At 58.0% G+C, this 13,618-nt stretch carries 15 protein-coding genes; 9 read left to right on the forward strand and 6 right to left on the reverse strand.

Going from position 1 to position 13,618, the window contains the following annotated elements; all coding sequences use genetic code 11:
• From ACIQ0G_RS06330 to ACIQ0G_RS06340, 3 genes are all read right to left on the reverse strand, one after another.
• Positions 1-1,678 (reverse strand): DUF885 domain-containing protein (locus ACIQ0G_RS06330; RefSeq protein WP_397577176.1); only part of this gene is annotated, 1,678 nt, incomplete at its 3' end.
• A gap of 118 nt (positions 1,679-1,796) precedes the next feature.
• On the reverse strand, positions 1,797-4,502 hold the full coding sequence (ppc, locus tag ACIQ0G_RS06335; protein ID WP_397577177.1) for a phosphoenolpyruvate carboxylase: 2,706 nt from the start codon (positions 4,500-4,502) through the stop codon (positions 1,797-1,799).
• A 47-nt stretch (positions 4,503-4,549) separates the two neighbouring features.
• A complete protein-coding gene (locus tag ACIQ0G_RS06340) occupies positions 4,550-5,056 on the reverse strand; it encodes a hypothetical protein (RefSeq protein WP_397577178.1) in 507 nt (168 codons plus the stop codon).
• A 206-nt stretch (positions 5,057-5,262) separates the two neighbouring features.
• On the opposite strand from ACIQ0G_RS06340, the gene rplU reads away from it, so the two are divergent.
• From rplU to ACIQ0G_RS06360, 4 genes are all read left to right on the forward strand, one after another.
• On the forward strand, positions 5,263-5,658 hold the full coding sequence (gene rplU, locus ACIQ0G_RS06345) for a 50S ribosomal protein L21 (RefSeq protein WP_183942320.1): 396 nt from the start codon (positions 5,263-5,265) through the stop codon (positions 5,656-5,658).
• 31 nt (positions 5,659-5,689) lie between these two features.
• The gene (gene rpmA, locus ACIQ0G_RS06350; RefSeq protein WP_183942321.1) at positions 5,690-5,959 is read left to right on the forward strand and encodes a 50S ribosomal protein L27; all 270 of its coding nucleotides are present in this window, start codon (positions 5,690-5,692) and stop codon (positions 5,957-5,959) included.
• Positions 5,960-6,159: 200 nt separating this feature from the next.
• A complete protein-coding gene (locus ACIQ0G_RS06355; protein ID WP_397577179.1) occupies positions 6,160-6,750 on the forward strand; it encodes a GNAT family N-acetyltransferase in 591 nt (196 codons plus the stop codon).
• Between the two features lie 73 nt (positions 6,751-6,823).
• Entirely contained in the window at positions 6,824-7,456 is a 633-nt protein-coding gene (locus tag ACIQ0G_RS06360; RefSeq protein WP_397577180.1) for a TetR/AcrR family transcriptional regulator, read from the forward strand.
• Here the strand turns inward: ACIQ0G_RS06360 and ACIQ0G_RS06365 are convergent.
• A complete protein-coding gene (locus ACIQ0G_RS06365; protein WP_397577181.1) occupies positions 7,453-8,436 on the reverse strand; it encodes an SDR family NAD(P)-dependent oxidoreductase in 984 nt (327 codons plus the stop codon). The genes ACIQ0G_RS06360 and ACIQ0G_RS06365 overlap by 4 nt on opposite strands.
• Positions 8,437-8,775: 339 nt before the next feature.
• Between ACIQ0G_RS06365 and ACIQ0G_RS06370 the strand changes: the two genes are divergently transcribed.
• Together ACIQ0G_RS06370 and ACIQ0G_RS06375 are read left to right on the forward strand one after the other, a co-directional pair.
• A complete protein-coding gene (locus ACIQ0G_RS06370; RefSeq protein WP_397577182.1) occupies positions 8,776-9,240 on the forward strand; it encodes a mobile mystery protein A in 465 nt (154 codons plus the stop codon).
• Positions 9,237-9,827, forward strand: coding sequence for a mobile mystery protein B (locus ACIQ0G_RS06375; protein ID WP_397577183.1), 591 nt, complete (start codon positions 9,237-9,239; stop codon positions 9,825-9,827). Before ACIQ0G_RS06370 ends, ACIQ0G_RS06375 begins: the two co-directional genes overlap by 4 nt.
• A gap of 143 nt (positions 9,828-9,970) precedes the next feature.
• Here ACIQ0G_RS06375 and ACIQ0G_RS06380 read toward each other — a convergent pair whose 3' ends face one another.
• Together ACIQ0G_RS06380 and panC are read right to left on the reverse strand one after the other, a co-directional pair.
• Positions 9,971-10,270 (reverse strand): hypothetical protein, encoded by a 300-nt coding sequence (locus ACIQ0G_RS06380; protein ID WP_397577184.1) that lies wholly within the window; start codon positions 10,268-10,270, stop codon positions 9,971-9,973.
• 110 nt (positions 10,271-10,380) lie between these two features.
• Positions 10,381-11,220, reverse strand: coding sequence for a pantoate--beta-alanine ligase (gene panC, locus ACIQ0G_RS06385; RefSeq protein ID WP_397577185.1), 840 nt, complete (start codon positions 11,218-11,220; stop codon positions 10,381-10,383).
• 112 nt (positions 11,221-11,332) lie between these two features.
• Between panC and ACIQ0G_RS06390 the strand changes: the two genes are divergently transcribed.
• The 3 genes from ACIQ0G_RS06390 to pgmG form a co-directional block, all read left to right on the forward strand.
• A complete protein-coding gene (locus tag ACIQ0G_RS06390) occupies positions 11,333-12,115 on the forward strand; it encodes a division plane positioning ATPase MipZ (protein ID WP_324479089.1) in 783 nt (260 codons plus the stop codon).
• Positions 12,115-12,528 carry a hypothetical protein gene (locus ACIQ0G_RS06395; RefSeq protein WP_397577186.1) on the forward strand — a complete coding sequence of 138 codons (414 nt, stop codon included), beginning with the start codon at positions 12,115-12,117 and terminating at the stop codon, positions 12,526-12,528. Before ACIQ0G_RS06390 ends, ACIQ0G_RS06395 begins: the two co-directional genes overlap by 1 nt.
• A gap of 51 nt (positions 12,529-12,579) precedes the next feature.
• Positions 12,580-13,618: phosphoglucomutase/phosphomannomutase PgmG (gene pgmG / locus ACIQ0G_RS06400; RefSeq protein WP_397577187.1), on the forward strand; the 1,039-nt coding region annotated here is incomplete at its 3' end.

Here is a 13,618-nt window from a genome sequence, read left to right on the forward strand (position 1 = left end):
GGCCGACCATGTAGGCCGTCGCCTGACCGGGGTAGATGATATAGCGTTCGATGGCTTTCACGATGCCGCCGGGGGCGTCTGCAGAGTTATCCTCGACATATTTAATCGCCTGCTCGCGCGTCCAGCGTTTGTGGTGCAGACCGCTGTCGACCACGAGCCGGATGGCGCGGTGCAGTTCCAATTGCAACCGACCGAAATCGCGCGCCGGATCAGTGTAGAGCCCCATGTCCTTGGCAAGCTTCTCCGAATAGAGACCCCAGCCTTCGGAATAAGCCGTAACGCCGCCAAATTGGCGGAAGGCAGGAACGTCTTTTAGCTCCGTCTGGATCGCCAGCTGCAAATGGTGGCCGGGGACGCCTTCATGGTAGAACAATGCCTCAACCTCGGTCAGTGGCATGTCAGCCATTTTATAGAGGTTGGCGTAATAAGTGCCGGGGCGCGAACCATCGGGCGCGGGGCGCTGGTAAAACGCCTTGCCTGCCGATTTCTCACGGAATGCTTCCACTGGCTTCACAACCAACGGCGCCTTGGGCAATATTCCAAACCATTGGGGCAGCAATGGTGTGATGGCGTCCTGCGCCTTTTGCGTTTCGGACAAATAGAGCGCGCGGCCCTCTTCGGTTTCCGGCGCGTAGAATTTGGGCTCCGTGCGCATATATTTGAAGAAAGCCTGAAGGTCGCCCTTCACGCCCATTTTCCTTTGGACGACGCCCATTTCCTTGTGGATGCGCGCAACCTGGGCTAGACCGAGATTGTGGATCTGGTCAGGCGTCATGTTGGTCGTGGTGTAGTTGGCCAGCCGCTCGGCATAATAGCCAGCGCCATCGGGGAAGCGCCAGACACCGTCGTCGGTGCCGGCGACTTTCTCCTGCGCCGTCATTTCAGCGATCAAAGCCTCATACGCTGGCTTCACCGCGTTGGTGAGTGCCTGCGCCGCGTCCGCAATCAAGATATCCTTTTCGATCTGCGTGATCTTCAACTTGCCGACCTTCGCCTTGAAATCGGCGAATAATGGCGCGTCAGGACCGCCATCAAAGGGTGCCCCGGTGATGACGTTGCGCGAATCGGCGATGACGTAAGGGTAGACCCACTTGGGTGGCATGATGCCCTTTGCGGCGCGCGTTTTGGCTTGGCCGACAGCCTCCGTCATTGCGGGGCCAATGCCATAGAGCCGGTTCACATAGGCGCGGGCGTCGGACTTGGTATCAATGCGGTGGATGTTGATGAGAAAGGCGGGGATCTGGCTCTGCGCGCCGTTCATCTGATCGAAGATATAGCCATAGTCGTTATATTTATATGCGCCCTCGCTGCGCGCCGCGCGCTTTTCGAAGAGGCGATAGGAGAGTTGGTTTTCGGGCGACAGCTTGGCGGGGTCGAAGCGCGCGCGCATTTCTTTCAACGCCGAACGTTCGGCTTCATAATTGCGGGCTTCGGCTGCGTCCGAACCATCGTCCCATTTTCCATAGTCGCTGTCCTTGATGCCGCGATAGGATTTGCCGAGCGGCGAGCGCGCAAGCTGCTGCGCATCATATTCGTCGAAAAACGCCATAATCGCGGCGTTCTGGTCAACGTCGGCGGAGGCAACAGGTGCCGCGGCTGCAGTCTGCGCAATGGCCGGTGTGGCCATATAGACCAGCGCCACAGCAAGGGCAGAAAGGGCGGTTTGGGTTATGCGCATCGAAACTCTCCTGATTTATCTATGGCAACCTCATATCAGGCAGATGCGGCAGGGGAAGCTGTGATTTTACAACTTGTCGAACGGGCAATGGTTTTGGTCGAAGCGACCTACCGGTTGCCTAGCCGCTATTGCGCAACGCCGTCGCGATCGCGTTAATCGTCAACTGAATGCCCTCGCCAATGCGTTCGTCGGCTTCACCGGCGCGGTGGCGTTTCATGAGTTCGATTTGGAGCAGGTTCAGCGGCTCAATATAGGGCAGGCGCAGGCGGATGGAATTGTTCAGCGCCGGGTTGGCCTCAAGCAAGTGGCTTTGGCCGGTTGCCGCTAGCAGGCTGTCGCGTGACGCGTGCCAGCCGCCCTTGATGCGGCCGAAAAGATCATGCGCAAGCGCCTGATCCTCGACCAAGCCAGCATAATGCGCAGCGATGCCCATGTCGGACTTGGCCAAAACCATTTCCATATTGGCGAGAATGGTTTGGAAGTATGACCACTCACCCGCCATTGCACGCAGCAGGCCCTTGTCCGCAAAATCGGCCAGCGCCTGTCCAGTGCCATACCAGCCCGGCAGCATGACGCGCGCCTGCGCCCATGAGAATACCCAAGGGATCGCGCGCAAATCTTCAATGGCGTCGGACGCCGTGCGGCTTGAGGGCCGCGATCCGATTTTCAGCGTCGCAATTTCATTGATGGGGGTCATCTGGCGAAAGAATGTGCGGAAGCCAGCGGTGTCGTACACCAAGCCGCGATAGTGGCGGAAGGCACTGGCGGAGAGTTCAGCCATCGCCGCCTTGAACCGGGCAACGTCGGCACCCGCAATCGGGTCGCTCGACAGCGTGGCGAGCATCGTCGCCGATGCCATGGTTTCCAAGCTCGTGACGGCATTGTCGACCGTGCCATATTTGGCGGCGATCACTTCGCCCTGTTCGGTAATGCGGATGCGGCCCTGCACGGTACCCTGCGGCTGCGCGAGGATTGCCCCGAAGGCGGAACCGCCACCCCTGCCCACCGCGCCACCACGCCCGTGAAAAAGCTGCATCGCAACACCTGCGTCGGCAAACACGTCCGCCAAGGCGCTCGATGCCTCATATAATTCCCACGTGGATGTCAGGTAGCCGCCGTCTTTGTTCGAATCCGAATAGCCGATCATCACTTCCTGATGCCCGCGCGCATTGGCCAGCGCCTGCATCATGGGAATTTGGAAAAAGGCGCGCATGGTTTCGGGCGCAGCCTGAAGGTCGGCGACGGTTTCAAACAAGGGCACGGACATGATGGTCGCGCGTGGCTTTCCATCGTCATCAATGCGATACAGCCCCGCCTGTTTCAGCATCACATAGACTTCAAGCATGTCGGACACGCTGGTCGTCTTGCTGATATTGTAGGTCGTGATGGCGGCGTCACCGTAATCAGCCTGCGCCTTGGCTGCCGCCCGAACGATGGCGAGTTCCTTTGCAGTCTCCGCGCTATAGTGCGTCCACTCGCCGGCCAGCGGCCGATTGTGCGACAGTTCGGCGACAAGCAGTTCGACCCGCGCGGCCTCATCCAGCGCAAGATAATCCGGCGACACGCGGGCAACGCGGAACAGCTCGGCAACGACGCGTTCATGCACATCACTGTTCTGGCGCAAATCCAGCGTCGCCAGATGGAAGCCAAATATCTCCACCGAGCGGATGAGCCGCGCCAATGCGCCCCCGCTCGACAGCGCGCCATCGCCGTCGCTGGCGAGGCCCGACGCGACAGTGACAAGGTCCCGGCGCAGTTCGTCAGGGCCGTCATAGGGCTGGCCAGAGAGGCTCGAAGGGCGCGGCGGTTGATCGCCAACCAATTTGATATGTGTCGCCGCCAGACGTGCGTAGATGCCAGACAGCGCCCGCCTATAGGGTTCGTCCGCGCGGCTTGAGGCAGTGTCGCCGCTTTTCTCGGCCAATGCCTGCACAGGCTCGGGCGTGTCACTCATCAGCGACGAGATCGAAATTTCCGCGCCCAGTTTATGGATCAGCTCAAGATAGTGCCGAATGGCGGTGCCGCCGTTACGCGCAGTGGCATAACGCAGCGTTTCGGCATCCACGAAGGGATTGCCATCGCGGTCGCCGCCAATCCAGGTGCCAAGACGCACAAAACCGGGCGGACGACCGCCGAGCGCCTTTTCCCAACCGGCGTAAAGCTTTGGCAGCGCCGTCAGAAAAACATCCTGCATCGTCGCACGGGCATTCTCGATCTCGTCTGCCACAAACAGCTTTTCGCGGCGCAGCGGCCGCGTTTGCCACAGAAGCGCAATCTGCCGGTAGATGGCTGCGTCTAGGTCATCGCCATCTTCAGTCACCGTCTGTCCCTGATCGCGCAGCTCCATCAGCTTTGCGATCCGGTTTTTATGGTCGATGATACTCTTGCGCCGCACTTCGGTGGGATGTGCGGTCAGCACGGGCACGATCAGGCTATGGCCAAGCATCTCGCGGATGTCGGTTAGGGCAACCCCCTCCGCCATAAGCCGCGCGCAAGCCTCCGCGACCGTCGCGCCGTCCTCATGCGCAAGGCCTTGGCGATCCTCCGCCAGATTGGCCAAAAGCGAAAACAGCATGAACCCACGAACGAAGTTCAGCGTATCATCAAGGCTGAGCGCACCAAGGCCGCTGTCGCTCGCCTCGGCACCTTCAACTTTGCGAAAACGATCAACGCTCGTCGAACGTATATATTCGGTCTGCCGGAATAATTTTTCCCCGCCATAAGCGCGAATGACGTCCCCCAGCATCTTGCCGAGAAACCGGATATCCGGATTTTGCGAAATAGCTTGCGTGTGTTGACCGTCCATCGCCCAGTTTGTGCACATGGGCCGCGCATAGGCAAGCAAATGCGCCTACGCTGGGCAGGGAATAGCTATTCCCCAATCAGGCGGGAAAGTCGGCGGATTTCATCATTTTGCGCAGCGACATCATCAACCACCGGTTTTTGCGCATCGGTCAGCAGCGCCGCCAGTCCCGAATCACCCGCATTGGCATCCGCAATCAAACCATCAAACGCGCGAACCGCCGCGACCGAATCATCCCGTATTTTATCGAGCCGCGACAATATGACATGCGCGTTGACCCATGCTTCACTGCCGGGGCCGCTTCCCGCTGCGCGTGCGGCCACAGAGCGCACCGCATCAAGGCGCTCTAGATAGGCCGCGTGCGCGATCTTGTGCCGCGAAAGCAACGCGTCGACCTGCGCCTTGAGCTCCACGGACATGGAAACCGGCGCTGCTGGCGGTGTTGTGGGCGCCGTTATCGCGTCATTATTCTCATACGCCCGCCGTTCAAGCGAGGGAAACTGCCCGTCGATACTGCCGCATGATGCGAGCAGAATGAAGGGCATCAGGCGAAGCATGGGCTTGATAATCGACATATGCGGTGTCTAAACCTGCGGCCACGCCCATGCAAGGGCCGCGCAATAGCGCTTGATGGCGGGCAAAAGGCGTTGACAGGATGAAATCCTTGGACTAGCTGCGCCCCTTCTTGCGTGACCTCCCAAGATTCGTCTTTTGGAGTAACGCGTTTGAGCAACCGCGCTTCAAAAGGGCGCTAAGCTGTAGAAACGGATGAGTTATAGCCATGTTCGCAATCGTGCGCACAGGCGGCAAGCAGTATCGCGTAGCCGCCGGAGACAAAATCGCAGTTGAAAAACTGTCTGGTGAAGCGGGTGACAAGATCTCGCTTGGTGACGTTCTGTTGGCCGGTGACGGCGACACAGTGCAGGACGTAAACGGCCTGACCGTTTCTGCCGAAATCATTGCGCAAGAGCGCGGCGAAAAGGTGATCGTTTTCAAAAAGCGTCGTCGCCACAATTATCGTCGTAAGCAGGGCCATCGTCAGTCACTGACGCTGCTGCGCATCCTCGCCGTTGGCAAGGAAGAGAAAAAGGCTGCTGCGCCGAAAGCCGAAAAGGCTGAAGCCGCGCCAAAGAAAGCCGCTGCGCCCAAAAAGGCTGCAGCTTCAAAGGAAGCTTGAGCGGCAACGCTCTGACTTAGGAGTTTAGACCATGGCACATAAAAAAGCAGGTGGTTCGTCACGCAACGGTCGCGATTCAGCAGGCCGCCGCCTTGGCGTTAAGAAATTCGGTGGCGAAAGCGTCATCGGTGGCAACATTATCATCCGTCAGCGCGGCACCAAGGTATATCCTGGCGCAGGCGTTGGCCTTGGCAAGGACCACACTTTGTTCGCGCTCGTCGCGGGCCGTGTGCGTTTCCACGCTGGCAAACTTGGCCGCAAATATGTGTCGGTCGACATGGCGGCTGCGGCGGCCGAATAAACAGGACAATCGATACCGGGTTGTCCAGACGGATGACCCGGAAATCGCATCAGGTGGTTTCCACCTTTGAACAGGGAGACGGGTCAACCGGTCTCCCTTTCTTTTTGTCTCTTTCTCCCTGTTCTCAGCCTCCTGCGGAGGAACTGTAACATGGCTGTCGCTTTATCGTGCAAAGGGCGGCGCAGAACCGGAGAGAAAAGATGTTCGCGAGAACCGAAAGATTGTTATTGCGGCCCAGCTGGCCCGAAGATGCGGGCGAGCTTCATCAGGCCATCGCCGATGAAGGCATTGTCCGCAATCTCGCCCGCGCGCCGTGGCCCTATACGGCGGAGGACGCCGTGCGTTCCGCCACGCAAGAGCATGACGCGCACTTCCCTTCCTTTTTGATGATGCTGCGGACCAACGGCGCGCCGCGCCTGATCGGCGCGTGCGGCATTGGCAACTTCAATAATGACGCCGAACTGGGCTATTGGATCGGCAGGCCATATTGGGGATTGGGCTTTGCCACCGAAGCCAGCCGCGCCGTCATTGAGATAGCCAAAACGATCGGCCACAAAAAATTGGTCGCGAGCCACTTCACCGACAACCCCGCGTCGGGCAATGTTTTGCGCAAGCTTGGCTTTCAAAGCACCGGCAAGACGGCACTACGCCACAGCAACGGCCGCGGCATTGCCACAACGTGCGCGCTGTACGAACGGTCGCTTGAGGCAGCCGTCACCGACGATGGAGATATGCGAAGCACGCAAGCACTCGGCATGCGCGAATATATGGAGCGCCTTCAGGCGGCGTAAGCTGCATTCAACGCTATTGGACAAGCAGTGCAATTGGCCTAACGTGTAAAATGATAATTACGCACAGGCACTCATGACCACACACGCTTCAAAAATCGTACAACTGAATGATCCCGCCATGCCGCGCCGGTTAAGCCCCGAGGCGAGCCGCTTGGCGGCGCTTGAGGCCGCGCGCGACCTGTTGCTTGAATCGGGTCCGCAGGCCGTTACCCTTAAGGCAGTCGCGGGACGCATTGGCCGCACACACGCCAATTTGCTGCATCATTTCGGCTCCGCCTCTGGGCTGCAGCGCGAGCTTGCTGCCTATATGGGCGACAAGATCTGCAGCAAAATCGGCGCGGCGGTGGTGCAAATGCGGGGCGGTGTGGTGACGCCGCACGAGCTTGCTGACTTGATTTTCGACCAGTTCGATCGCGAGGGTGCGGGTGCGCTTGCCTCGTGGATGCTATTGTCGGGCAATGAAGACGCGCTCGATCCGATTATCGAGGCGATCCATAGACTGGTCGACGAAATTGGCGAAGAGGGCCAGGACGACACGTCGCTGCATGAACTCACGCTCGAAATGGTGTTGATGGCATTGGGCGACGCATTGTTGGGCGGCCCGATGTCGGCCTCACTCGGCCTGCCGCGCGAGACAGGGCGGCAGATTGCCGGCCGCAAGTTGGCGGCTTCTTTCGATGAATGGCAGTCCCAGATTAAGAGCTAAGGCGCGACGCGATAATATTCGCGGTACCACGCCGCAAATTTTTCCAGACCCTCGGCCAGCATCACTTTGGGTTTATAGCCCGTCAGCGCATGCAGCTTTGAAACATCGGCATAGGTCGCCGTGACATCGCCGGGCTGCATTGGGCGCATGACCTTAACGGCCTCATGCCCGATGGCTTTCTCAAGCGTATCGATCATGTCCATCAGGCCAACCGGATGGCTGTCGCCGATGTTGAGCACGCGGTGCTCGCCGCGTGCGGGCGGGTTATCGAGCGCGCCAATGATCCCGTCGACAATGTCATCAATATAGGTGAAATCGCGCGCCATTTTCCCGTCGCCATAGACTTCAATGGCCTCGCCTTTGAGAATTTTCTGCGTGAAGCTGAAATAGGCCATGTCTGGGCGCCCCCAAGGGCCGTAGACCGTAAAGAAGCGCAGCCCCGTTTGCGGGAAGCCGTATAAATTGGCGTAAGACTGGCTCATCATCTCACACGCGCGTTTAGTCGCGGCATATAGTGACACGGGATCGTTGGCGGGCTCATCTTCCTTGAAGCCCTCGCCGCCCATCGGCTTGTCGCCATAGACTGAACTGGAGGAGGCATAGACCAGATGCTCGAAACCCTCGGCATGGCGGCACGCTTCCATCACCGACAGATGCCCCGCCAGATTTGAACGTTCATATGCGAAGGGGTTTTCAATACTGTACCGCACGCCCGCCTGCGCCGCCAAATGGACCACGCGCACGATTTTATGGTCGCGGACAAGCGCCGCCATTTTTGCAGTGTCGGCAATGTCGATGCGTTCAAATGCGAAGCTATTGATCCCGGCAAAAGTCGCCAGGCGCGCCTCTTTCAGTGCGGGGTCGTAATAGTCATTGACGATGTCGACGCCAATGACACGCTCACCGCGCGCCAACAACCGATGCGCCACGGCGTGGCCAATGAAACCCGCTGCGCCTGTTACGAGTATCGGTGCCGGCATGTCAAAAAAGTCCTTATGCATAAAAAGCAAATTTACGTGACGCAGGAGGCGTCTCACCATCAGCCCTATGCCGTGCGCTTTATCACGGAGGCAAGCTTAAGCAACATTAGCATAGCCACATACGGCGCTATTGAGCGCGGTGACGGCTTCAGGCCAGAAGGCAAAGGTTTAATATTCAGGGAAGGCTGCGCCCCATGCGCACCTCGAGTGCGGTCTTAAAAATGATTTTTGCATATTTATATATGCTCGTATGTATTTATTTTGCACATATATATCAGGTCAAAATATCTTGATGTGCACACATATATGTGTCATATTATAATAGAAGGACCTGCATATATGTCACCTGGCCAAGCAATTTTAGCACGAAAAAGTCTCGACCGCCGCCTCGCAGCACTGCGGGGGGAGGCCGTCGCCGTTCCTCCACGCGGTTGGCTTAAGGGCGTTCGCGAGGCCTTGGGATTAAGCACACGCCAGCTGGCCAAGCGAATGGGCGCCGCCTATTCGCGCATAACGGCAATGGAAAAGGCGGAGCCGGCGGGCGCAATAACGATAAAAAGTATGCGCGAGGCAGCCCAGGCGATGGGCTGCACATTCGTCTACGCCATAGTCCCTACGAACTCGCTGGATGACATCGTGCAGCAACAGGCCGCCCGAAAGGCAGAGGCTATGCTTGCGCGGCTCCACCACACCATGCGCCTCGAGAACCAGGCGATGGATGGGTCTGACCTCGTGACCGAACGCCAGCGCATAATTGCGGAACTACTTGCCGGCTCAACGCGCCGCTTGTGGGATGATGAATGACAGACGCACTTTTCCATGAAGATGACGATGCCAATACACCTCTCGATGCAGAGGAGATGCAACAGCTTATACCGTCCTACATCACTTTGCGTCGCGAGTTGAACGAGGCGGAACAGGTCAACATTGCGCATGCCTCAAAATGGTTGTCGTCGCGCCGCAGCGACCCGCTCGATGAAGTCTTCCTGCGCGAACTGCACAGACGCATGTTCGGTCAGGTGTGGCGCTGGGCTGGGCACTATCGCAAGACGGCACGTAACATTGGCGTAGATGCCAACCGTGTCCGGATGGATACTGCGCAGGCACTTGACGATGCGCGCTTCTGGGTAGCGAATGCCACCTACGCTCCTGACGAAATTGCGGTGCGTTTCTCGCACCGGCTCGTGGCAATCCATCCCTTCCCTAACGGTAATGGTCGCCTCTCACGCATGGCTGGCGATTTACTGGCTGTACAACTCGGCCGCCCTCAATTCTCGTGGGGAAGTCACAGCCTCACTGACGCCAACGTTACACGTGCAGCTTACATCGCAGCATTACGCGCGGCCGACGAGCACGATCTGGGGCCCTTGATTTTATTCGCACGCTCCTAGGCGTTCAGCGAATTGATGAAGGCACGCGAAGAGATCTGGTCGCGGCTTGGCTAGGCTGGATGACTGGCCACTGGCGGCAGGCTACGCTTACCCCATAAAACCCAACGCAAATTCAATTCGACGGCCATTTAATGTCGCGCCAGTCAGGCGGCGCGGCGTTGATCCGTTGCCTGCAGCCATGCGCGTGCCTGGCGCTGTGCCTCTGCGATTTCGCGCGCGGTCATCTCGTCCGAGACATCTGCGCGGCACATCGTCGCCTCTTCGCTGCCATTCAGGGCCGCGAGATTGAACCACTTGTGCGCCTCAATCAGGTCGACTTCGACCCCGCCGCCTCCGCTAGAATAGGCCATGCCCAAGTCGTACAATACGTCCGCGTTGCCGCGCGCCACATCGGCCAAGCGGCTTTGCATCAAGAAATTCGCGCTTTTGAAACTGCTACCCATGATTACTGTCCCCACATCCACCGTGTGAGATCAATCTCGCCAAACATGGATAACAAATGGTTAACGCAAAACGCGAAAACCGCGTCCAGATTGGGATGCAAAATGTGCGCCTATAGCGGGCAGTTATCCAGCAGGCGCGTCTTGCCGATCTTGGCCGCCACCAACAACCGCGCCTCGCGGCCGTCAAAGGCGTGCAGTTCCTCAAGCGTAACCGCGTCGGCGAGCGCGAAATAGTCCACCGCATCAAAGCCGCCCGCCAATATTTTTGCAGTAGCGGCGGCAAGCGTTTCGGCGACAGCTTTGCCGCCACGAATATCGCGCGCGGCGTCTTCCAACGCCCTTGGCAAAGCCAATGCCGCTGCCCTTTGCTCGGGCGTCAGATAGGCATTGCGTGAGGACAGTGCGAGGCCGTCTGTGTCACGCACGATCGGGACACCCAATATCTCGAGATCGAAATCGAGATCGCGCGCCATTTGGCGAATGACCGCGAGTTGCTGAAAATCCTTCTCGCCAAACAGCGCAACATCGGGCCGAACCTGATTGAACAATTTGGCGACAACGAGCGCGACACCATCAAAATGCCCGGGGCGTGCACCGCCACAATATCCGCGGCTTGGGCCATCGACATGCAATTTGGTCGCAAAGCCCTGCGGATAGACTGTCGCCGCGGTGGGTGCCCACAAGATGTCGACACCCGCCGCACGCAACAATTCTGAATCGCGTTCAAACGTACGCGGATAGGCGTCGAGATCTTCATTTGGACCGAATTGGGTTGGATTAACGAAGATAGACACGACCACCGCGTCGGCATGGCGCCGCGCATTGTCGACCAGTGCCATATGACCGTCATGTAATGCCCCCATGGTCGGGACGAGCGCAATGCGCCCACCCTCTTTTCGCAGGTTGGAAACATTGTGCCGTAATGAAGCAAGTTGATTGATGGTTTGCACGTGTCGGCGGCCTTGTTTAATGGCTTTAAGTGAACCCGCCTATGCGGGACGGCGTGGCGACATTTCAAGGCAAATGTCGGGCGCAAGATATTTAGGACAGATCCGGGGGAATATGGCCAAGGCACATCACATTGTTTTCGCTAATGAAAAGGGCGGAACGGGTAAGTCGACGACGGCGGTCCATGTCGCCATTGCCCTGGCATCGCGCGGTGCGCGGGTGGCATGTATTGACCTTGATTCACGCCAGCGGACATTGTTTCGCTATCTTGAGAACCGGCGCGACACGATTGCGCGGCGTCGCATCAGCCTGCCCATGCCCGTGTTTGAAGTGTTTGAGCATGATTCGCAGGCGACACTTGACCGGCAAGTCGAACGACTGGGTGCCGAGAATGATTTCCTGATATTTGACACGCCCGGCCGCGATGACAAATATGCCCGCCTCGTCGCCACGCGGGCAAACACGCTGGTGACCCCGATCAATGACAGCTTTGTCGACTTCGACCTCATCGGCCAAGTCGATGCCGAAAATTTCAAGGTGCGCAAATTAAGCTTCTATGCCGAGCTTATCTGGGAGGCGCGCAAGGAGCGGGCCAAGACAGATGGTGTTACGATCGACTGGATCGTCGTGCGCAACCGGCTGCACAATATGGAGGCGCGCAACCAGCAGCGCATGACCAATGCCATTGCCGAATTGTCGAAGCGTGTGGGTTTCCGATCCGTGCCGGGCTTGAACGAGCGCGTTATTTATCGCGAGCTTTTCCCGTCGGGATTGACGCTGATCGACAAGGGCCATTTGGGACAATTGGCGACTGCGCATATCGCTGCACGTCAGGAATTGCGCGAACTTGTCACAGGCCTCGCACTGCCCGATCTGCAGGGTGCCACGCTCGTTTAATGGCCTTTCTCGGGCTCCTGATTATCGCCGCGCTGGCGTGGGCGGTGTGGACGAAAAAACTGCAGTCGCAGCAGATTTTTCCGATATTGCTTGGGATTGGCGGCGCCTTTCTGGCCGCACGCGGGAGCCTTCTGCTTGGGCTCGGCGCAATTGCGATTGCTGCGGCGTGGTATCGCGGGATGACGTGGCGGCTGCTGGGCAAAGGCGGGAAAGACAATGACGCGGCGGCCCTTGATGCGGCCCGTGTTCTGCTTGGCGTTTCACGGTTCGATACTGCCAACCGCATTCGCGAGCGGCATCGCGCCTTGATTTCGCAAAACCATCCCGACGCAGGCGGCAGCGATGCACAAGCCGCCGCGTTGAACAAGGCCCGCGATCTTTTGTTAGATGATTTGAACAAAAAGATACTGTAATTACTCAACTATATTGTAATTACAAAAATATCTCCCAGAATTAGGAATCCTATGACCCATAATTTCCACCCCACTTCGCTGCGTGAATATGACATTCGCGGGATCATTGGTGAAACGCTTGGCGCGGATGATGCCTATGCCATTGGTCGTGGCTTTGGCACGTGCCTGGTCCGGGCCGGCGGTAAAAAGGCCGCCGTGGGTTATGATGGCCGCGTCAGCTCACCTATGCTCGAAGGCGCGCTGGTCAAGGGATTGAACGACAGCGGAGTGGACGTTGTGCGTATCGGCAGGGGGCCAACGCCCATGCTATATTATGCCGAAGCCGTTCTGGACGATGTAGACGGCGGCATTGAAATAACCGGCAGCCATAATCCAGCCAATTATAATGGCTTCAAAATGGTCCTCATGGGGAAACCGTTTTTTGGCGCGGATATCCAAAAGCTGGGCAGCATGGCGGCGGCAGGGGATTGGACCGCCGGAGAGGGTACTTCCGAGCATTTGGATATCCTTGACCAATATGTCGCCCGCGTTGCCGAAGCGGCGCCGCAAAAGGCATTTCGCATCGGGTGGGACGCAGGCAACGGGGCGGCGGGACCGGCAATTGAAAAGCTGGTCAAGATGTTACCCGGTGAGCACCATCTTTTGTTTGTGGATGTGGATGGCCAGTTTCCCAATCATCACCCCGATCCTACCGACCCTGTAAATCTGGTCGATCTGCAAAAGCTTGTCGCGGAAAAGCATCTCGATTTCGGAGTGGCTTTTGACGGCGATGGCGACCGCATTGGCGCGATTGACGGCGAGGGGCGCGTTATCTGGGGCGACCAATTGCTGCAAATTTATGCGCAAGACGTGCTGGGCGATGTCCCGGGCGCCACGATTATCGCCGACGTGAAGGCATCGCAGGCGCTGTTTGACCGCGTGGAGCAACTTGGCGGACAGCCACTGATGTGGAAAACCGGCCACAGCCTGATTAAGTCCAAAATGAAGGAAACAGGATCGCCTTTGGCGGGCGAAATGTCTGGGCACATTTTCTTCAAGCATGAATATTATGGCTTTGACGACGCGATTTACGCGGCGGTGCGTTTAATGG

Origin of the sequence: Sphingorhabdus sp. (assembly GCF_044354325.1) — a bacterium.
Taxonomy (GTDB): Bacteria; Pseudomonadota; Alphaproteobacteria; order Sphingomonadales; family Sphingomonadaceae; genus Sphingorhabdus_B.